This window comes from Dyadobacter sp. UC 10, assembly GCF_008369915.1.
GTDB lineage: Bacteria > Bacteroidota > Bacteroidia > Cytophagales > Spirosomataceae > Dyadobacter.
Window position 1 is genome coordinate 4,590,087 of sequence record NZ_VSRN01000001.1, and the last position, 21,079, is coordinate 4,611,165.

Annotated in this window: 14 protein-coding genes; 11 read left to right on the forward strand and 3 right to left on the reverse strand. The window is 47.6% G+C overall.

Annotation, left to right across the window (positions count from 1 at the left end; all coding sequences use genetic code 11):
- Window positions 1-28 precede the first annotated feature (28 nt).
- Window positions 29-823 (reverse strand): hypothetical protein, encoded by a 795-nt coding sequence (locus FXO21_RS19070; protein ID WP_149641579.1) that lies wholly within the window; start codon window positions 821-823, stop codon window positions 29-31.
- 322 nt (window positions 824-1,145) lie between these two features.
- On the opposite strand from FXO21_RS19070, the gene FXO21_RS19075 reads away from it, so the two are divergent.
- Both FXO21_RS19075 and FXO21_RS19080 read left to right on the forward strand, forming a co-directional pair.
- Window positions 1,146-1,850: a response regulator transcription factor gene (locus FXO21_RS19075; protein WP_225865757.1), complete on the forward strand. Its 705-nt coding sequence runs from the start codon at window positions 1,146-1,148 to the stop codon at window positions 1,848-1,850.
- The gene (locus tag FXO21_RS19080) at window positions 1,847-2,176 is read left to right on the forward strand and encodes an Hpt domain-containing protein (protein WP_149641580.1); all 330 of its coding nucleotides are present in this window, start codon (window positions 1,847-1,849) and stop codon (window positions 2,174-2,176) included. The genes FXO21_RS19075 and FXO21_RS19080 overlap by 4 nt, the downstream gene beginning before the upstream one ends.
- A 7-nt stretch (window positions 2,177-2,183) precedes the next feature.
- Here the strand turns inward: FXO21_RS19080 and FXO21_RS19085 are convergent, their stop codons facing one another.
- On the reverse strand, window positions 2,184-7,820 hold the full coding sequence (locus FXO21_RS19085; RefSeq protein ID WP_149641581.1) for a hybrid sensor histidine kinase/response regulator: 5,637 nt from the start codon (window positions 7,818-7,820) through the stop codon (window positions 2,184-2,186).
- Between the two features lie 190 nt (window positions 7,821-8,010).
- On the opposite strand from FXO21_RS19085, the gene FXO21_RS19090 reads away from it, so the two are divergent.
- The 5 genes from FXO21_RS19090 (at window position 8,011) to FXO21_RS19110 (ending at window position 12,370) form a co-directional block, all read left to right on the forward strand.
- Entirely contained in the window at window positions 8,011-9,261 is a 1,251-nt protein-coding gene (locus tag FXO21_RS19090) for a styrene monooxygenase/indole monooxygenase family protein (RefSeq protein WP_149641582.1), read from the forward strand.
- Window positions 9,262-9,313: 52 nt separating this feature from the next.
- Window positions 9,314-10,321, forward strand: a complete 1,008-nt coding sequence (locus tag FXO21_RS19095; RefSeq protein ID WP_149641583.1) for a methyltransferase domain-containing protein — start codon at window positions 9,314-9,316, stop codon at window positions 10,319-10,321.
- A 61-nt stretch (window positions 10,322-10,382) separates the two neighbouring features.
- Window positions 10,383-11,600, forward strand: a complete 1,218-nt coding sequence (locus FXO21_RS19100) for a serine hydrolase domain-containing protein (RefSeq protein WP_149641584.1) — start codon at window positions 10,383-10,385, stop codon at window positions 11,598-11,600.
- A gap of 255 nt (window positions 11,601-11,855) precedes the next feature.
- Complete coding sequence (locus tag FXO21_RS19105; protein WP_149641585.1) at window positions 11,856-12,170, forward strand: hypothetical protein; 315 nt, start codon at window positions 11,856-11,858, stop codon at window positions 12,168-12,170.
- Window positions 12,167-12,370, forward strand: a complete 204-nt coding sequence (locus FXO21_RS19110; protein ID WP_149641586.1) for a helix-turn-helix transcriptional regulator — start codon at window positions 12,167-12,169, stop codon at window positions 12,368-12,370. Before FXO21_RS19105 ends, FXO21_RS19110 begins: the two co-directional genes overlap by 4 nt.
- A gap of 61 nt (window positions 12,371-12,431) precedes the next feature.
- Here FXO21_RS19110 and FXO21_RS19115 read toward each other — a convergent pair whose 3' ends face one another.
- Complete coding sequence (locus FXO21_RS19115; protein WP_149641587.1) at window positions 12,432-13,898, reverse strand: tetratricopeptide repeat protein; 1,467 nt, start codon at window positions 13,896-13,898, stop codon at window positions 12,432-12,434.
- A gap of 215 nt (window positions 13,899-14,113) precedes the next feature.
- Between FXO21_RS19115 and rbsK the strand changes: the two genes are divergently transcribed.
- The 4 genes from rbsK (at window position 14,114) to FXO21_RS19135 (ending at window position 21,048) form a co-directional block, all read left to right on the forward strand.
- Window positions 14,114-15,049, forward strand: coding sequence for a ribokinase (gene rbsK / locus FXO21_RS19120; protein WP_149641588.1), 936 nt, complete (start codon window positions 14,114-14,116; stop codon window positions 15,047-15,049).
- A 19-nt stretch (window positions 15,050-15,068) separates the two neighbouring features.
- A complete protein-coding gene (locus FXO21_RS19125; protein WP_149641589.1) occupies window positions 15,069-16,073 on the forward strand; it encodes a GRP family sugar transporter in 1,005 nt (334 codons plus the stop codon).
- Between the two features lie 127 nt (window positions 16,074-16,200).
- Window positions 16,201-19,284 (forward strand): SusC/RagA family TonB-linked outer membrane protein, encoded by a 3,084-nt coding sequence (locus FXO21_RS19130; protein WP_149641590.1) that lies wholly within the window; start codon window positions 16,201-16,203, stop codon window positions 19,282-19,284.
- A gap of 30 nt (window positions 19,285-19,314) precedes the next feature.
- On the forward strand, window positions 19,315-21,048 hold the full coding sequence (locus tag FXO21_RS19135) for a RagB/SusD family nutrient uptake outer membrane protein (protein WP_149641591.1): 1,734 nt from the start codon (window positions 19,315-19,317) through the stop codon (window positions 21,046-21,048).
- Window positions 21,049-21,079: the final 31 nt, after the last annotated feature.

The window sequence follows — 21,079 nt, forward strand, 5'->3', positions numbered from 1 at the left end:
GACATATTGATTTATTGTGCCACTTGATTTATTGTGCAGCCACTGGCTCGCTGTAAAAGAAGTCATCCATAATGACGAGATCGTTTTGGGCATTGTCAGCGTATTTGTTGCTGATCGCAGCCGAGCCGGTAGTAATGGTGACTTTGGTAACCTTGCTATCCGGGAAAACGGCTCCTACGAATGAAAACCCGCTTCCATCTTTTCGTACCGGGGCTGTGAATTTGCCCAGACTCTTTTCTCCTTCAAAAAATTCAAGCGTCGTAGAATTTGCCTGGTCAACGTCAGACAACACTACGCCAAATCCTCTCACAAATGCATTTGTAGCCGTTCCAGGCACTTTAAATGTCACATCCATTTTATTACTTCCTACTGCTGCGAATGTTCGCGCGGGGCTGAATGCGCTGAACTGCTCTCCGTAATTTGATACCAGGTCGCTGAAATTTTTATCGCTGATCCGTAATCCTTTTCCGGGAGTAGAAAAAATGGCGCCGCGTTTTCTGCCGGCCGCAACCGCAGGGTCGGTACTGTTGAAAAAGTCGCCCGGGAAGGTGTCGGTATTGGTCTGGTTGTCGGGTACTGCGTCCCAGTTGATCTCGCGGCGGCCGGCAGTCTGGCCCGGAGTTGTGTTAAGCTGGTCGCCTAGCAAAGCCCGGAATGCGTTTAGTTGCGCGGTAATGTCTCCGCTTCCTTTTACTTCTGTGAAATTGACGATCGGTGCTGGTGTGTCGGGCTCATTGTCGGAGTTGCAGGCGGACATGAATGCGATGCAGGCAAATACTCCCGCAGTTTTGATGGCTGTTTTAAAAGAAAATTGAGATTTCATGAATGTGTTTTGATTGAGTTGTTTAACCTTTTTTTTGATGTTGACAAAGGTACCGGGTGCCTGATTGCGCAAATCGAAAGAAATGCTAAAAACTATAAAAAAGTATAAAAATGAGAATGTGGTTTTTTGTCTATATGGATTTGATAGTCAGTCTTATAAAGTGATGAAATGTGGGGCAGGACGCTTATTTGTGAAGTTGGTCCAGCCTGGATTTTTGGAAGCAAAACCATTAAATAAGTACTACAAAAAAAAGCTGCTCCGGTCGGTTATATATATCTAGTTTTGCGGCTTTGAAAGGTTACCATTCGCACTTAACGACACCATGATGGAAATGCCAAGCTTGTTATTGATCGACGACGAAGTTCAGTACAGTGAGCTGACCAAAGAGTATCTGGAAATGAAAGGCTGCAAAGTGATGCTCAAACACGATGGACAGGCCGGGCTCGACGCTTTCAAGCTGCATTCCTTTGATTTGTGTGTTTTAGATATCAAAATGCCGAAGAAAGACGGATTTACACTGGCAGAAGAAATCAAGGAAATTAATGAAACGACACCGATCATTTTTCTGACCGGACAATCGCTTAAAGAAGACAAGATCAAAGGCCTGACATTGGGAGCTGACGATTATCTGACTAAACCATTCAGCATGGAAGAGCTTTATCTCCGGATCCGGGCGATTCTGAAACGGGTGAAAGTGCAGCAGAAAACGACCCAGATCAACCAGTATCATTGGGGGCTATCCAATTTTGACCCCGAACTCAGAGAACTTACCGTTACCGGTGAAAAGATCAAACTAACCTCCATTGAGGCCAAATTGCTGAGGCTTTTTTGTGAACATCAGAATAAAGTTCTCACGCGCGACGTGGCGATGATGGGCATTTGGGGCGACGAAGAACATTACCGCGGGTACAGTCTCAATGTGTATGTGAGCAAGCTGCGGAAGTTCCTGAAAGCCGATCCTTCCGTCGAGATCCTCAACCTGCACGGCGAAGGTTATAAGCTGGTATTCAAACAAAATGCGGAATGATGGACCTGACTTTGCTGAAAAGCCTGATGTCAGGTGATCAGAAACTTGTCGACCATTTTATTTCTATTTTCAAATCGCAGGTTCCTGCCCAGGTTGCCGCATTGCCCGGCTTTTGTGAAAGCGGGGAATGGGAAGAACTTTCAACCGCGCTCCATAGTCTCAAAACACAGTTTAGTTACGTTGGAATGGCAGAATTTGCTGAATTAATGAGAGAAATGGAGGAAAGCGTCGACAATGGCGAAACCGGGTCAATAACCTCCCGGATAGGCGGCTTTATAATGAAATTCGACAATTTCTGGCAAAGCGAATTTGCAGAAAGCGAATAGTTCCGCACTAAAAGGTTTGTTCGGCTTGTCTCGTATTTTCCAGCAGCTTCCTGATTTTATACCTCAATTTTTTACCTTCAATGGGCTTGGTAATATAGTCGTCCATACCTGCATCACGGCATTTCTGCGCTTCGGCCGGATTTGCATTCGAAGTAAATGCCAGGATTGGCGTGTTCTTGTCCTTCTCGCGCAGCCGGATCGCCTGGGTAGCTTTGTAACCGTCCATAACAGGCATTTTGACGTCCATTAAAATGATATCAAAACTGGCCTCATCCAGCTTTTTCAATGCATTTTCACCGTTATCCGCAATCGTAACCCGCACATCGCGGATGATCTTTTTCAGCGTTTCCTCCGCCACCACCTGATTGAACAAGTTGTCTTCGACAAGCAGAATATTCACACCAGCAAGTTGGGTATCGTCTTCTCCATCCTCGAAGTTTTCACCCGCGCCGCATATTTCGAAAGTCAGGTTGAAACTGAAATTGGTACCCTTTCCCAAAACACTATGAACCTGCATGCTGCCGCCTTGTTCCTCCACGAGTTTTTTGGCAATAAACAGGCCCAGTCCCGTTCCCGATTGCTTCGTGTTGAGATCGTCGTCAATGCGGGTGAATGTTTCGAAAATGTACGCCAGCTTTTCCTGTGCAATACCGATACCGGTGTCGATCACCTGGAAAAGCAGCTCCTCATTTTCACGCTCCCTCGAAACGACGCTGACATGGATGGATACCGATCCGCTATCGGTGAATTTCACTGCATTACCTGCCAGATTGAGCAAAATCTGATGCAGCCGGATCGGGTCGCCGATGAGCTGCGGACTCACATTTTCTTCTACTGTAATATTGAGCTGAATGCCTTTCTCCTCGGCGATGACCTTTAAAATATACCCGAGCCGGTTCATCCGGTCGCGCATCTGGAATGGCTTGTTGGAAAAGGAAAATTTACCCGCTTCGATTTTTGAATAGTCCAGAATGTCGTTGATGATCGCCAGCAAATTTTCGGAAGAGTACCGGATCCCTTTCGCGTATTCCGTCTGTTTTGCATTGAGCGGGGTGTCGAAGATCAGCTCGGACATGCCCAGGATCGCGGTCATCGGGGTACGGATCTCGTGGCTCATATTGGCAAAAAACTGTTCCTTAAACCGCGACTTTTCCTCGACCAATAATTTCTGCCGCTCGATTTCTTCTTTTTGAACCTGGATCTCGGCTGTCCGGACAGCCACTTTTTGTTCCAGTTTTTCATACAGGATCGCATTCTCGATCGATACGGCTATTTGTCCTGAAAGTAGTTTGAGAAGTTGTGTGCGTTCATTGGTGAAGACTGCGGTAGCCAGGTTATTTTCAAGATACAGTACCCCGACGAGCTTCCCCTGGTTCAGGGCAGGAATGCATAATGCCGACCGGATCTCGCGTTTGGCAACCACCGGATCGTTTTTAAAAATCTCGCTGGCGAGTGCGTCGTGTAAAACGACGTCGGATTTGCTATGAAAAACGTGTTCGATGATCGTGGCGGGAACCTGGTCAGAATCGGCCAGGCGCAACTTTCGGATGTCGCTGAATTCGTCAATCACAGATCGCCGGGCTTCAATAAACAATTCTCCGCCCCAATCCAGGATAAAATAGCCGGATTGCGCGCCGGCATTTTCGATGGCAAACTGCATGAGTTTCTCCATCAGTTTGCCAAAAACCACCTCGCTCGAAATGGCAGTGGAAGCTTTCATTAAAGTCGCCAGGTCCAGGGTCGATACGATGCTTTCGCCGGCCCCTCCTTTTGAAGCCGTTTTGCCGGATTGTTCCAAATTAACCTGGGCGATTTCTGGAAAATCTGCCAGTAACTGTTGCTCTTTCAAAACGCATCCCCACTCCCTGTAACCGTCCAGTGCGGCTCTCAGATACGTGAGTGCCATTTTCTTCAGGCCTTTTTCGTACCAGTATTTTCCGCAAAGCTCATTGGCCAGCGCGGCTTCATGCATGTGCCCGTTTTCATGGCTGGTTTTGATTGCCTTATCATAAAAATCAGATGCCTGCTGGGTATTTCCCTTTAATGCATAAAGCTCGGCTTCCAGCAAACAGTACCGGTGTTCAAAATTAACCGGGACCTGACGGGAGAATTTCCGGAGCTTGTCACGCTGCTTCACGGCAGCTTTCAGGTATCCGCTGACCCGCCGGTTCGTTTTGTAAACGGCAATATTGGTTAACCCAAAGAAGAACGAAAAAAGCGGCTCAAACATCGTACCGCGCACATTTCCGGCAAATGGCCCTGTTTGACGTGCATGTACAATCCCTTTTTCATATGCTCCGGACAGATATGCCAGGATCATTTTGTATGCAAAACAGGCAAACATCCTGGACTTGTCTTTTAGCGCCAGAATGCCGGAAAATGAGTCACCTTCATCGAAATAGCTGCCTGCTAATGCAACCGGATCGGCGTTTTCGCCCAGCAGGTTCGCTACTATCTGGATCAACGGCTCGTTATGATGGGAAATGACCCCTTTTGAGAGAGACCTGGGTAGCTCGTTGTACCGGATCATTTCGTGCTTTACCCAATGCAGGTTTTTACCCGATAGCAATAAATGAAAGCTGTACGAACTCGACGCATAAGCACAATACTCAATATCGCCCATTTCAATCCCGGTTTCATACGACTTTCGAAGCGGTTCGAGCGCCTCGTTCATATGCTCCCCCGACGACCTGTTGACGATGTTATAAATCAACAGCGTACGCGCCCGCGCGGCCGAATTTTCGGTTTTATCCGCCAGTTTCAATGCAAGATTGCCATATCGGTAATTAGCCTCGTTATTTGTTTCAATCGCATTTACAATAGCCCCGTAAGTCGCAAACGTAATGGCGGATTCAGGCGCAATGCCTTCTTTGACAGATAGTTCAACCATTTTGAGCACCATCACCGGATACAGATCGGGAATGGAGGAAAAGACCGTGGCCGTGATATTCTGCAAAATCCGCATGGCGGCAAGCTTGCCGGGATCGACCATTTTCGGAAGGTTTTCCAGCTCTTCAATTTTTCTGCCGCGCATGAGCCATTTGGATTTCAGGTAACCCGACAAAATGTGCAGCATTCCCGCCTTGGAAGGAAAAGTGATCCCCAGCTCTTCCAATACTTTTAACGAGAGAGAAATCGCGTCGCCGGGTTCCTGGTTCAATATAAGGCTCTGGATCTGAATGTAATATAGTTCAATTTTGTGCGCCATACTTTTGGTATGATGCAATGCACCCGCGGAAATTTCCATGCAGGTTACAGGATCGCCGGCGAGGTAGGCGCTTTCGGCATAATGCAAATGCAGATTGAATGCAAGTTCATACTGGTGTGCCCAATCTTCCTCAATCAGCAATCCCTGCCCGATCCTGAAATAAGCCATTGCCACCGAATAGGCGGCGGACGATCTCGCTTTTTTGCCCGCCTCCAGATTCAGCTCTGCAATCTTGTAACGTTCCCCGGACAGCGTAAAATCGGCAGCATGGTGATTGATGTGATTGACGATCTCAAACAACTGGGCGAACCGCTCCGTGGCTGACAATCTTTCAAGCAAAAAATAACCGATGTTCAGATGCATTTCATCCCGGGCCGCAGCTGAAAGCAGGTTGTATGCTGCCTGCTGAACCTGATCATGAACAAAGCAGTAGCGTTTTTTCGCCAAAAATGAATGTTCATTTTCCCGTTCCGACGACAGCCGCACGAGGTTCTCAGTTACAGCTTCCGCAAGATCTTCCATCGCTTCCTGAGGCGTTTTGTCTGTCAGTGCCGAAAGCATTACCAGATCGAAATCTGAACCAATGCACGACGCCGTGATCAGCGCCTGGCGGGTGGGGGCGGGCAGGTTGTTGATTTTCGCCGTTAATAGTTGTTGCGACGAGCCTGATAATGCGTAACCCGTCAATTCTTCCTGGTCCCACAGCCATTTTTGTCGCTGGCTATTGTAGGTCACGAGGCCATTTGAGACCAATTCTTTGATTGTTTCTGAAACAAAAAACGGGTTGCCGAGCGTGCGGGTAATGACTATGTCGGCCAGTGGAGCGGCGATTTTTGGCGGACAAGAAAAGGTATCCGAAATCAGCTCGGTAATGTCGGCGGATTGGAGCGGGCATAAAGTGAGTTGTGAGAGGTTCGATGCCGTCGCGTCGAGATCATTCAGGGTTACTTTTAAAATGTGGTTTTCGGACAACTCATTGTCGCGGTAAGTGCCTATAATCAGGAGGTTTGAGCCTTCTACCGAGTAGGTAATGCGGCTCAGGAACCGGAGACTCGATGCGTCGGCCCAATGCAGGTCGTCGAGGAAAATAACCAGCGGATGTTCCTTTTTGGTAAATACATTAATAAACCGGGTAAACACATTTACAAAACGGTTCTGCGCTTCAATCGGGGTCAGGGCTTCCACAGCGGGCTGACTTCCGATAATCCGTTCCAGCTCCGGAATCACGTCTGTGATTATCTGCCCGAACTGACCTACCGCATCCAGGATCTGAGCCTTCCAATAGGTAACGTTGCCACTGGATATTTTACAAACCAGCTCTTTAAAAGATTGGATAACTGCCTCAAAAGGAATGTTTTGCAAGTATTGGTCAAACTTGCCTGTTACAAATAAAACACCTCGCGGTTCCACCCGCTTTTGCAGCTCCCGGATGAGCGAAGATTTGCCGATCCCCGAATTACCCGACACCAGCACCATTTCGTTGCGGCTGCTGATACGTTCAAAAGCTTCGAGTAACATGTCAAGTTCCGGGTCCCGGCCATAGAGCTTCGGGGCCAGGCTGAACTGGCCGGCCATATCATGCATGCCGATCTGGAAATTTAATGCATCCGTATTCTTTTGCAAACCTGCCTGACAAGCTGCCAGATCGCATCGTATTCCCCGGGTGGTCTGGTAACGCTCTGAGGGTTTTTTAGATAAAAGTTTTAATATAATATCTGAAACAGCCCTGGGTATTGCGGGATTAACATCAGAAGGAAAAGCAGCCGAACGTGCCATATGCGCGTGGACGAGCTCGTTGGGATCGCTGGTTTCAAACGGCGGCACGCCTGTAAAAAGCTGGTAAAACATGACGCCCAAATGGTAGTAATCCGATCGGAAGTCTACTAAAATATCCATGAGACCGCTCTGTTCCGGCGACATATATTGCAATGCAGCCAGTGACGTATTTCCGCTGGCAGGATCGGATACTTGATCCGCACGCATGGCGCCGCTCAGGTCGGTCAACCGGGTTTGAAAGTTCTCCGTATTGATCAGAAAATGTGCGGGCCTGAGGTCGGGGTGTGCGATTTCGTGGTATTGCAGCTCCTCCACGGTTTGCGTCAAAGACAGTGCAATGCTCAGCGCAGATGGAATGGACATCGGTTTTCCGGCAAGAAATGTTTGCAGGCTGCATCCTGTGAAATCGTCCATTTCAAGTACGAGGTAATTCTCTGGACGCACCATCCGGTTGTAATTCAGTATGCGGCTGAATGCGTACGAGCTACCGAATGCAAATTCCTGATCGAACTCCTGACTTGCCGAATCCAGAACGCCATGGAACGGAGTGATCTTTAAAACCACCGTTTTCCCGGTGGCAGCATCTACCGCCCGAACCAGCGTTTTGTTAAATTCCTGATGCAGTTCATTTGTGATCCGATATTCCTGGATGGTTGTCATAACAGCGGCGCGTAGTATGTAAATCGGTGTATCTCAATCGTATGCAAAGGTAACTTTCGTATATTATCATCAAATTGCGGGTGTTCGATTTTTATATTTTTTTATACTTTTTAAGGACTTCTTACGATTTGGCCTATTTGCGCCGCATTACCTTTGTCACTGTCAAAACGAATGTAAAAAACACGGATCAATGAGAAAGATAGCAATCATGGGCGCAGGACAGTCGGGGTTACACCTGGCGATCAGGCTGGTAAAAAGCGGGTACGACGTGACGATCATTTCGGAACGTTCTGCCGAGGAGATATTCAACGGTACGCCCACCGGCGCGACTTATCTCTTTCACGATACATTACAGCTGGAACGGGAACTCGGGCTGGATTTGTGGAGTGATACTGCCTGCCATTCTACCGGCTTCAATATCAACTTCGGCACACCCGCCGGTGACTTTGCATTCGGCATTAAATCCCGCACCAGCAAGCCGGGAGCGTCCATTGATCAGCGTCTGAAATTCTACCAATGGATCAAGCTCTTTGAAAAACTGGGTGGAAAGTTCATCGTGAGCGACACCACGCCTTCGGATTTACTGGCCTGCACCGCGGAGTTTGACCTGGTGGTGGTATCATCCGGCAAAGGTCCGCTCGCCAGGTTGTTTACCAAAGACGAGCAACGCTCCACACACGATAAGCCGGCGAGGAAACTTGTGCAGCTGCATATCAATGATTTCGAACATCCTGAAAAAACCAGATTCACGTCCATTACCCTGGATGCGTTAATGGGTGGGGGAGAAATAATCACCGCGCCTTTTTACCAAAAAGATGATATCCAATGCGCATTCATGCTCGTGGAAAGTATTCCCGGCGGGCCGATGGACGTTTTTGATGACGCAACCACCGCTTCCGAGCTTTTGGAAAAAGCAAAGGAAATGATCCGTACATTGATGCCGTGGCGTTACCCGGCTTTTGCAAATGCCGAGGTGATCGCCGATAATGCATTTCTGAAAGGGTCCTTCACGCCGGTTGTCCGCAAACCAGTAGTTCAACTTAACTCGACTGCGGCAGTTCTGGGCGTAGGAGATACCGTTATCCTGAACGATCCGATCGTGGGTCAGGGAGGAAACAATGCTTCCAAAATGGCCAATGCATACGCCAAAGCCATTATTGCCCGGGGCGACAAACCTTTTGATGTACAATGGATGAACGAGACATTTGAAGGTTTTTGGGAGTATTCGAAATACGTGAACCGGTTCTCGGATATCTTCCTCAAACCCGCGCAGCCGCATGTAGTCGACATCCTGGGCGCAGCCACGCAGAACCCGGAAATTGCTTCCGATTTTGTCAACGGATTTAACCACCCGCCTGCATTATTCCCCTGGCTGGACGATGCCGAAGAGGCAAAAAAATACCTCGCCGGCAAAGTCCGGAATGCAGAGCCTGTGATTTAAGCAGGCCTGCAATAACCAAGTCATTATTCACTCAAACGTTAAATTTTCTATAATGAACAAGCTCAGCGTTGCATTCCCGACGGATGCAGAACAGGAGGACTATGTCTCCGTTCAAACACAAAACGAATTTCCAATCCAATCGCATACCATTACCGCACTTCGCGGAATGGTAGCCAGCGGCGGGCCGGAAAAAGCCGATTATCCGGTGATCGACCAGATTATGCAGCAATTGTATCGGATGAAGCAGCACGGCCATATCGGTGAAATCGAAACCGGATTCCTGCAAAGTATCTTCAATGATGAATTTCTGGCGAACACGATCCATGGGTACGTATATCGCAAGCCGTTGGGTTATGCAGGCGATTTCGCGCTCATTGACATGATCTATACCTACGACAGTTTCGGACATCCCGCCTATGAGAAATGGGATCGTTACTTCCATTATCACGCCGCAACCGAAGCTGTGCGCAACCGGAAAGCATTTTTTAAAACGAAAATGCTGGCTAAACTGACCGGTAGGAAAACGCCGCTTCATCTACTGAATGTCGCCAGCGGCCCTGCCAGGGATCTGTTCGAGCTATATCAGGTGACTGATCCGGAAATGCTGCAAACTACCTGTGTGGACATCGATTCAGATGCGATTTCTTTCGCCGGTAACCTTTGTCAGCCTTTCGAAAAACAGGTTCGTTTTTGTCAGAAGAACATCCTGCGGTTTTCAAGTGCGGAGAAATACGATGTAATCTGGTCGGCAGGTCTGTTTGACTATTTCGAAGATCGCATTTTTATCCTCGCCATGAAGAGATTGCTTACATTCCTCAAACCCGGCGGGGAAATTCTGATCGGTAATTTTTCCGAAAATAACCCCAGCAGAGGTTATATGGAGATTTTTGGCGAATGGTTCCTGATACACCGGAGCCCCGCCGAGCTCACGCGGCTTTCAATCGAAGCGGGCGTGCATCCCGCAAACATCACCGTAGAACAGGAACCGCTGGGCATTAACCTGTTCCTCAAAATCCGCAGCGCGGTACCCGCCGAACAGTCGGCACTCTGCATGAACTAGCATTGCTTACCCATTCAATTATATCCATACCAGTTAATTTTTAATCTTAATTATTTCAAAAATGAAAACTCATTTTGTTAGAACAACCGCATACTGTTTTGTTTTACTGTCTGGCATATTGTCGGCAGGCTGCCGGGAGGACGCGTTTTTATCGGAACAGATCACCACTGAAAAAATCGCAGATTCCACACGGTCGGCGAAGTTTGGAATACCTACCAAGTTTGAGCAGGTAGAAATGGCCAGAAAAATAGAAGCTTATATGGAGCCGCTTGTGGCGGGTTTTGGTTACACGATCTATAACGATGGCGTAGAATATTACGGAACGAATGGCGGCGACGGCTGGGCGCGTAAAAAAGTCGATTCGCCATTTCAGTTTCATGGTGCGATCATCAAACAGGAGATTTCGAAGGTTACGCAGTATGTGACGGCAGTGGCGGTTATTCGGGCACTTGAAAAACACGGTCTGTCACTCGGCTCGGCAGTCTGGCCTTATCTTCCCAAATCCTGGAACCCCAGCACGAAATTTAAGACACTTACTTTTGAACGTCTTCTCGCACACCGCACCGGGCTTATCAACTATAATGATCTCCAGAAACTTTCGCTGACCGTATCGGGAAATGTGAACGAAGGGATTTATACGTCGAAAGACTTTCAGAATAACGACGTGAATTACCTGCTGCTGGGCATTATCCTGCCTTATCTTGAAGCTAAAAAACTGGCTCAGCAAGGAAATAGCAGCAAATTGAATAAACTGGACCAGATCAATAACAATTTCATCGAGTATGGAGAGCAGTTCCGTGCATTTGTGAGGACCAATGTATTTCAGCCGGCCGGGTTATCCAATTCAAGCGTAATCGACTGGCGGGCGTGGGATCAGAATGGCACGATCCTGTCGTCACTCAGCAACAAAGGTTACCCTACTAAAAACGGTGACGAGCCAGGTACGAACAAAGAAGTTCACTTGTCGGATTGTGGCGTTTCAGGATTGTATATGAGCGCAGACCAGTTTGCCAAATTGCAGTCGGCGGTTGCCCAGTTCAAGGTCATCAGCTTCGATAACCTGAAACTGATGAAATCGAAATTGCTTGGTTTTGATGGCAGCATTAGCGGTAATAAGGGTATATACCATTGGAAAAAAGGCGAAGAAAACAACTGTGAAGCGATGATCGTGGATTTTGGCAAAGTACAGGTCGCCGTTTTTGCCACTTCCACACACAGCCAGATTACAAATCCTGCGGTGATTGCGCAGATGTATGAAGCTTCTTTTGTGAGTCTTTAAAATCAGTTACTAAGTAGTTTAAAAGGTCAATACCCGTGCAGACGCTTCGTCCGCACGGGTATTGACCTTTTTTATTTTTTGAGTCGAAAGAAAATTATTGTAGACTTTATGTCATGTTTACTTGACATAAAGATATGTTTACCTCTCTTTGTAGGAGGTCTAAACAATTTAACATATGGAACAATCTAAAAAAATCCTGAATCAGCGCTCTGTGATTTTTGCTCTCATTCACGGAGCCACCTACTTGCCGGCTGCATGGCTCCTGAAAAATCAGGTATTTGCCCAGCCTTTATCGATAGTTATAGCGATTGTGCCCGTTGTGACGTTCGCTATTTTTATTACTCATACATCAAGGCTTTCACGGAAATGGACGAAGTGAAGCAGCGGGTGCAGCTTGAAGCAGTTGTCATCGGATTGTCGTTGACGGTCATGTTGCTGATGAGCTTGTTTTTACTGAGTTTGTGTGGTATATCGAATCCTGTGTGGTTTGGTTATGGGCATCTGGTTGGATATTGCTGGCTTTTTTATTTTATAGGCTGGTTTGTCTCAAGAAAAAAGTACGGCGTATGAAAAACACAATTAAGGTGGAACGGGCCAAAAAAAACTGGACTCAGGCCGAGCTGGCAACACGAATAGGAATTTCACGACAAGGTTTGAATTCCATCGAAACCGGGAAATTTGTACCATCTACTCTGCTTGCACTACGAATGGCGAAAGCTTTTGATACGACTGTAGAAATTCTTTTCCAATTGGATGATCATGATGAATGATCTTTTGTTGAAACCAAACTTGCGGCACGAAAGAGGCGACTTCGAAGGACAAAGGGCTGCACTAAGCCAATTTGCTGAACCATTTGTTGAACCAGGGGATCAGTGCCAGCTCAGTAATGATATGCTGTTCATAGGGGTCGCTTTTTAAATTGATCAGCTCTTCCTTGACAACCGATACGGATTTGAAATTAATTTCCTTTCGAAGGAGGGCTATGACACACTTTTCTGTCCGGTAAAATTGATTGGCTTTTTTTAGTTTTCGCTCAATGGACCGCATTTCATAGTTGAGATAGTCGTGGTCCCCCAGGTGAAAATGGACCATCAGCTTCAAGATCCGGTAGGTTACATATTGCAGATTGTTGATCGTCTCATTGTTGTTGTGAAGGGTCCGGTTGATATAATGCAATGCCCTGTCATAATTCCCCGTTTCAAAATAGGCTCTCGCCAGGGTGAACCACCACTGCGCTTTGTCCTGATAAGGTGTCAGCAGAAACTGTTTTTCATTTTCAGGCGGCAAAGAACCGAGAAATGGCGGGATGTCTGAAGTCTGCTGCTTGGCGATCAGAATATGGAGCTCGTGTTCAAAAACCTGGTAACGTATCCGCAAATTCTGGTATTCGGAAATATTGTTCAAAGACCTCAGCCTGTCCAGGAAAAAGGCCATTTTGTCAAACTTCTCCACCCGTCTCAGGGTCTGAAGGATCCCGTTCAGAAACTGTATATAATAGTGCGGTGAATTGATCCATGATTTGGGCTCGGCCTGATATAGGTTATCCAGCTCATAAAATATCTGCAGACTTCCCTCCACGTCGCCGGTTACAAGAAAGAAAACCGACTGGAAATGAAGATGTGTAAGGTCGGATTCAAACGAAGTGTGCTTGTTGTTGGTGATCGTCAGATGTTCTTCCAGGATCAGGTCATTGAGGAGCGTTTGTTCACGTGTGCTGCGTATTGTTCCGTTTTTCCAGTATCTGCAGAGCAGGATTTCGTAAAGTGAAGCATGTTGCTGGATCGCATGTTCAGTAGCAATTGCATCCCTCGATTTTTCCTGGGCCAAAACCAGCTCGGATTCGTTCCAGTCTATAAACTGCTGATGCATCATATATTCGATCTTCTTTTTGTTGAGCATGTGAAGAAATAAATGCCTCTCATGTTCAACCGCGAGCTTTTCACCCTTGTTAAGAAATCGCATTGCCGCTGCGTACAACCCCTTTTTATATAACGTATTACTGTTCTGATACAGGTTCCACAACTGAGCTTCCACCGCTTTATCCCCGTCGAATTCGCTCAGGGAGCGGGTGAGTACTTTGGCCAGGTGTTTTCTGGCGGGTTCAACGGTTGCTGTGCCCAGCGCGGTCTGAATGGTTTTCAGCAGATCGGCGCCGTAAATGTCCGCAGATTCCAGAAGATCATACATTTTCATATATCCCTTATCGCCTTCCTGGAAATTCTGGCACATTCTGAAATACCGTTTTTCAGATTTGGTAAGAGATTTAGTCAGAGAAAATAATTCAGAAATAGACAGCATTGACCGGAACTATTGGTTGTTCTATAAAAAAGAAGGCGTGTATGACGGAATACTGCTGTTTGTTCAAAATTACACAGCGCTAAGCCGCAGCATAGCATTAACCAAATCGGTTATTTTTTGGATTTAAAATGATATTATTTACGGATAGTTTTGGATCATAAGGTTTTGGTACCCCGGATTTTTCAATCATTCATTAAGCGATATACAGGTTCAGTATGATTTATGTTGTAGGAAGTTCCAATACAGATATGGTGGTAAAGTCAGACAAGCTGCCAATGCCCGGCGAAACCGTGATGGGTGGAAATTTTCTGATGAATCCGGGCGGTAAAGGAGCGAATCAGGCTTTAAGTGCGTCGAGACTCGGGGGTAAGGTCAGTTTTATTTGCAAAGTCGGAAATGATCTTTTCGGCAAACAGGCTTTGCAGCAGTTTAAAAGGGAGAATATACGGACTGATTTCATTGTGACCGATCCGCATCTGCCTTCCGGCGTCGCGCTGATCAATGTGGATACGGATGGTGAAAACTGCATTTCCGTAGCTCCCGGCGCAAACAGCTCGCTGCGGCCCAGTGAAGTCATTCTCGCTTTCGACGACCTGACACCTGCGGATATCCTGCTGATTCAACTGGAAATTCCATTGGATACGGTCGTTTTCACGATACAGGCTGCATTTGAAAAGAATGTGAAAGTGATCCTGAACCCGGCACCTGCGCAGGACCTTTCCGACGACGTTCTGAAATGCCTTTATTTGATTACCCCGAATGAAACGGAGGCCGAGTTGCTGACCGGGATCCGGGTTGTGAACGATGCTACCGCCGAACAGGCTGCGGCAATTCTGGTCGGCAGGGGCTGCCAGAACGTGATCATTACTTTGGGCAGCAAAGGCGCATTTTTATTTACCGAAAACAAAGGAAAAGTCATCCCGGCGCCAGCCGTGACTGCGGTGGATACCACGGCCGCGGGCGATTGCTTCAACGGCGCATTGGCGGTGGCGATATCGGAAGGTACCCCGCTGGACGAGGCGGTATCCTTTGCCTGTAAAGTCGCGGCGATCAGTGTGACACGGATGGGCGCGCAAAGTTCGATCCCGCTGAGAAAGGAAGTTGACCAGCTGCCACTACTGAATCAGATTCACCCGCTTTCAAATCTATAATCTAAACCTACCCTTAACCATGTTTATTGTCGAAAGTTACCCGATGGCCGTGATCTTCTGCGTTGTCACCATGATATGCTGGGGATCGTGGGCCAATACCCAGAAAATAGTCCAGGACCGATGGCGATTCGAGCTTTTTTACTGGGATTATGCAGTGGGGATATTCCTGCTGGCACTGGTGGGCGCGCTCACAATGGGCAGTACCGGCACATCGGGGAGGGGATTCATCGACGACATTCAGCAGGCGGATTCTGGCAATATTATCAATGCATTGATCGGTGGCGTGGTTTTTAACCTGGCCAATATTCTGCTTACAGCAGCGATCGCCAATGCAGGTATGGCCGTCGCATTTCCGATCGGTATCGGCATTGCGCTGATTATCGGTGTGCTGATCAATTACCTCATGCACAGCAAAGGTGACCCGTATTTACTTTTTACCGGTGTGCTCCTTGTCACGGTCGCCATTGTTCTGAATGCTACGGCATACAAACGTTACGCAGGAAATGTCGAAAAGAAGAATGTAACCAAATGGGTGATCGTATCGGTAGTGGCCGGGGTGTTGATGTCGACGTTTTATTCCTTCGTCGCGTCAGGAATGGATCTGGACAATTTTGTTTCGCCAGCGACCGGCAAAATGACACCTTACACGGCATTTGTGATTTTTGCTTCCGGCATTCTTATTAGCAATGTGCCATTTATTACCTACCTCATGCACAAGCCGCTGGAAGGTGAGCCTACCAGCTACGGGGCTTATTTCAAAGGAAATTTTGGTACACATATCATCGGGATAATCGGCGGCAGTATCTGGGGTTTGGGGAATCTGTTCAATCTCATTGCGGCGGGAAAGGCCGGGCCGGCCATTTCCTACGGTTTGGGCCAGGGCGCAACCATGGTGGCTGCATTATGGGGCGTGATCATCTGGAAAGAATTCAAAGGGGGCGATAAAACGATTTCATTGCTGATCAAACTGATGATGGTACTGTTCGTGACCGGCCTCGGGCTTATCATTGCTTCAGGGAACTGACGGGAGGAGAACTCACAGAAAAGACTTCAACTACACACTATGCGGACGTTGCCGTCAATGGCAACGGCTGCTATGCATTTGCTTTTGAAAAACAATTCTTAAACCCAATTAAACCTTACTTGTTGATATGAGCATGAAAATTCTATTTTCAATGGTATGTTGTTGGCTGATCATCCGGCAGGCACAAGCCCAGACGACCGTAACAGGGCACGTTACGGACAATGTAACCAGCGAGCCTCTGATAGGCGCGACTGTGATGGAAGTGGGCAGTACCAATGGTACCGTAACCGATGCGAACGGAAAGTATGATTTGACGGTCAATTCCGAAAATGCCAGCATTCAGGTTTCTTTTATCGGATATCAGCCTCAGACGGCCGTAGCCGGGAAATCGTCGGTTGTCGATTTCAGGATGATACCCGACAACTGGGCGCTGGATGAGGTGGTGGTGACCGGCTACGGCACGCAGCGAAAGGTGGACCTTACGGGTGCGGTATCCATTGTCAATACCAAAATGCTGAAAAACAGTCCGAACCCCAACCCGATAAAAGCTTTGCAGGGGCAGGTACCGGGGGTATCCATTCAAACGGACGGCAACCCGGCGGGCGGGGCCACCGTGCGGATCAGGGGCGTGAGTACATTGAACAACAACGATCCGCTGTACATCATCGACGGTGTGCCGACCAAATCGAGCGCATTTAATATCCTCAACTCTAACGATATAGAATCCATTCAGGTGCTGAAAGACGGGGCGTCTGCGGCCATTTACGGTTCGCGGGCTTCGAACGGGGTGATTATTGTCACTACGAAGCAGGCTAAAACGGAAGGGTTCCAGGTGAATTATTCCTCGGCTTTTACGCATTCCAAATATTTCAGCATGCCCAAAATGCTCAATACCATGGAGCGGGCGCGGGTGCATTGGCAGGCGACGATCAACGACAATGGCAATCCCGATAACATCCCGTTCATTAAATACGATTGGGCGCGCGACGCAAATGGAAAGGCTGTTTTGAATAACATTGAAATCCCGGAGTACCTGATACCGGGCGTGAAATCAGCCAATACCAACTGGTTTGAGGCCATCAGCCGGACCGGATTTATCCAGGAACATAATCTGTCGCTGACCGCAGGCAGTAAAAACACCGGCTCTGTGATCTCATTCCGGTACTATCAGGATAAGTACGTGTTACACGCGAAGGACAACAAACGGTTCAGTGCCAGAGTAAATACCCGGCAGGATTTCTTCGAGAAGAAAATAAGAATCGGGCAGAACCTGTCTGTCTCTAATGTGCTGGATAACGGGTTCAGCGGCTTGCTGCCGCTCGAAAGGGCATTAAGCGTGAGACCGATCCTTCCGGTGAAGGACGACGCAGGAAATTATTCGGGCCCGATTACCGGCGCATTTACCGATGATGAAAACCCGTATATGGTTCTCGATATCAATAAATGGGACCAGCGCAATAACCTCAATGTTTTTGGAAATGTGTATGCCGATGTAGTCCTGGCGAAAAATCTGAACTTCAAAACCAACTTTGGTATTGACTGGCAGAAAGGTCTCGACCGGAACATCGAGCGGATTTATGACACCGGGATCAAGAAACGTTTAGTGAACTCCGTTCAGAACCTGGACTCCGACAATTTCAACTGGGTGCTGAATGCAACGGTGGATTATAACCTTCAAAAAGGCAAGCATAATGCGACCGTTTTGCTGGGAACCGAGGCGATCCGGAACCAGTACCGTCAGAATTCGAGTTTCCGTGAAAACTTTGCCCTCGAAACATTTGACTACTTCATGGAAGATGCCGGAAGCGGGCGGCATATTGTTGGCGGGTCTGGTTCGGGGTATAGCTTGCTTTCGTATTTCGGTAAAATCAATTATGCATTTGCTGATAAATACCTGTTGTCGGCTACCGGGCGCTACGATGGTTCTTCGCGTTTCGGAGAAAATTACAGATTCGGTTTCTTTCCGTCACTTTCGGCGGGATGGCGCATTGATCAGGAAGATTTTATGAAGAATGCGGCAACACCGGTTTCTGAATTGAAACTGCGCGGGTCATGGGGGATCACCGGTAACCAGGAAATCTCCAATACTGCCCGGTTCACGACTTATATCACGCATTATGGAGAATCAGCGATCGCATTCAATTCGGATAATGGTACTGCCTATGACATCTACGGGGCAGATTCGGGTTCGCTGCTATCAGGATTCAGGAAGTCTCAGACGGGTAACAATAACCTGAAATGGGAGCAGAGCGGACAGATGAATGCGGGGCTTGACCTGGGTCTTTTCTCCAATAAACTCACCGGTTCGCTCGACTTTTTTATTAAAAACACCAAAGACATTCTGATCTCCCCGGTATATCTTGCCGCAATCGGTGAAGGGGGCAACAGGTGGGTAAATGGCGCGTCCATGCAAACAAAAGGATTTGAGTTGTTGCTTGGTTACCAGGATGTTATATCGAAAGTAAACTACTCTATCTCGGGAAATATCGGGCATTACCGGGACAAGATCAAACACCTGCCGGCAGTTGTAGTGAGTTCGTATCCTGGTAATGTGGAGCAGAATATTCTCGGCAGATCCATGAATTCCATTTTCGGCTATGTTGCCGACGGGATATTTAAAACCAAGGAGGAGGTAGATCAGCATGCTGTTCAGCCTGGAAAAGGGATAGGAAGATTAAAGTATAAGGATTTGAATGGCGACGGTACCATCAACACGCTGGACCAGAAGTATCTTGGGATTTCAACACCGAGGTATGAGTATGGTGTGAACCTGAATTTAAGCTACAAAAACTTCGATTTTACAGCTTTTTTCCAGGGTGTATTTGGCCGCGAAGTGAATAATGTATTTAAAAGACGTACCGATTTCTCGTCGCTTTGGGCCGGTATCAATTACGGAAAAAGGACGCTGGATGCATGGTCGGTCGATAATCCCGATTCGACAATCCCGGCTGTGACGCTGGTTGATAATAATAATGAAGGTCGTTTGTCGTCGTACTTTATTGAAAACGGTTCGTACCTGAAATTGCGGCAGGTGAGTTTGGGCTATAACTTGCCGGCGATCAAATTTGTGAAAAACAGCCGGGTTTACCTGACGGCGGACAACCTGCTTACTTTCAAGCATTCTTCATTCACTTCGGAAGATCCCGAAAATCCGGGAAATGGTTTTCCCCGGCCCAGAAACATCACTTTGGGATTGAGTATCAATTTGTAGTCCATTCGTAATCCATTAACTCTACAAGCAATGAACAAGCTATTTTCATATAAATTACTACTTGCCGTGGCGTTGCTTTGCGCGAGCTGCAACAGTTTTCTGGACGTTTTGCCACGCGGAGTAGCCAATGAAGATGATCTTCAGAATGCGATCGGGGCGGAAAAACTGGCGGTTGCAGCCTATGCCTCACTCGGAAACGACCACTGGTTTGAACCTTACACCAGTATGTGGCCTTACGGAAACGTGCGGGCAGGGGACGCCCACAAAGGCGGGCTTGGCGCGGCGGATATAGGAGAATATCATCAGTATGAAATCTTTTCGACAACCCGGACGGATATGGATTCGGGCAACCGAATGTGGACACGATTATACATTGGTGTTCAGCGGGTAAATGCTGCGATCAAAGTTTTGAATTCACTGGATGAAAGCAGTTTCAAAGAAAAAACGCATCGCCTGGCCGAAATGCGGTTTCTGCGGGCGCATTACCATTTCCTGCTCAAAATTCTGTTCAAAAAAATACCTTTTGTTACCGATGAATTGAGCGCCGATGATGTGGAAAAATTGTCGAATGATGCGCTGACTGACGCTGAACTTTGGCAGAAAATAGCCGATGATTTCAAGTTTGCCGTGGACAATCTGCCCGCTCAGAAGTCAGATGTTGGCCGGCCTTACCGGACGGTGGCGAAAGCTTATCTGGCTAAGGTACGCTTATTCCAGGCATATGTCCAGAACGAACAGAACCAGGTTGTTTCCATTAATCAGGAGCATTTGAATGAGGTAATTGCATTGACAACCGAGGTGATCGATTCGGGAGAATTCGGGCTTTTTGATGATTTTTCCAAAAACTTCCTGTGGAGCTTTGATAATGGACAGGAGTCGGTTTTTGCGGTGCAAAGATCCAAGGATGATGGCAGCCCGATTGGCCGGATCGATATGTCGACTGCGCTGAACTATCCGATGTATCCGGGCTACGGCTGCTGCTCGTTCCACCGCCCGACGCAAAACCTCGTCAATTCGTTCCGGACTTCACCGACAGGTTTGCCACTGTTCAGTGATTATAATATAGTATCACTGAAAGATTCGGCTGATTTTGTAAAAAACACCATTGATCCGCGCCTCGACCACACGGTCGGCATTCCGTCTCATCCATACAAATACCAGCAGAATGTGATTTACCGGACGGCCACATTTACCCGTGAACCAGGCACTTATGGGCCATATTCGGCGATGAAGGAAGTGCAGCAGCTGAGTTGCCCGTGCCTTACTACCGCGCAGACCTACGCTTATCCGTCCAGTTCTAAAAACAATACCGTGATCCGTTTCAGTGATGTTATTCTTTGGAAGGCGGAGGCATTGATAGAAGCAGGAAGGTTCAATGAGGCGCTGCCATTGATCAATCAGATCAGGACGAGGGCCAGGAACTCAACCGGCCTTCTTAAGTATGCGAACGGAAAAGTGATATCGAATTACAACATGGATGTTTACAAACCCGGCGAAAATATTACCTGGAACAAGGCGACTGCCACCACCGCATTGAGATGGGAGCGGAGATTGGAATTTGCATTGGAAGGTTACCGGTTTTTTGATCTGGTACGCTGGGGGATTGCCGCTGAAACCGTCAGCGAATATTTTGCAACTGAAAAAACGCGGGTACCTCATTTGGCTTCCGCGAGTTTCACAAAAGGCCGGGATGAATATCTACCCGTTCCCGAGCAGCAGATTCAGAGAAGTAACAGGCTTTATAAGCAAAATAACGGCTGGTAGTTTCTCTTGCCAAATCAAGGAAAAGTCATAT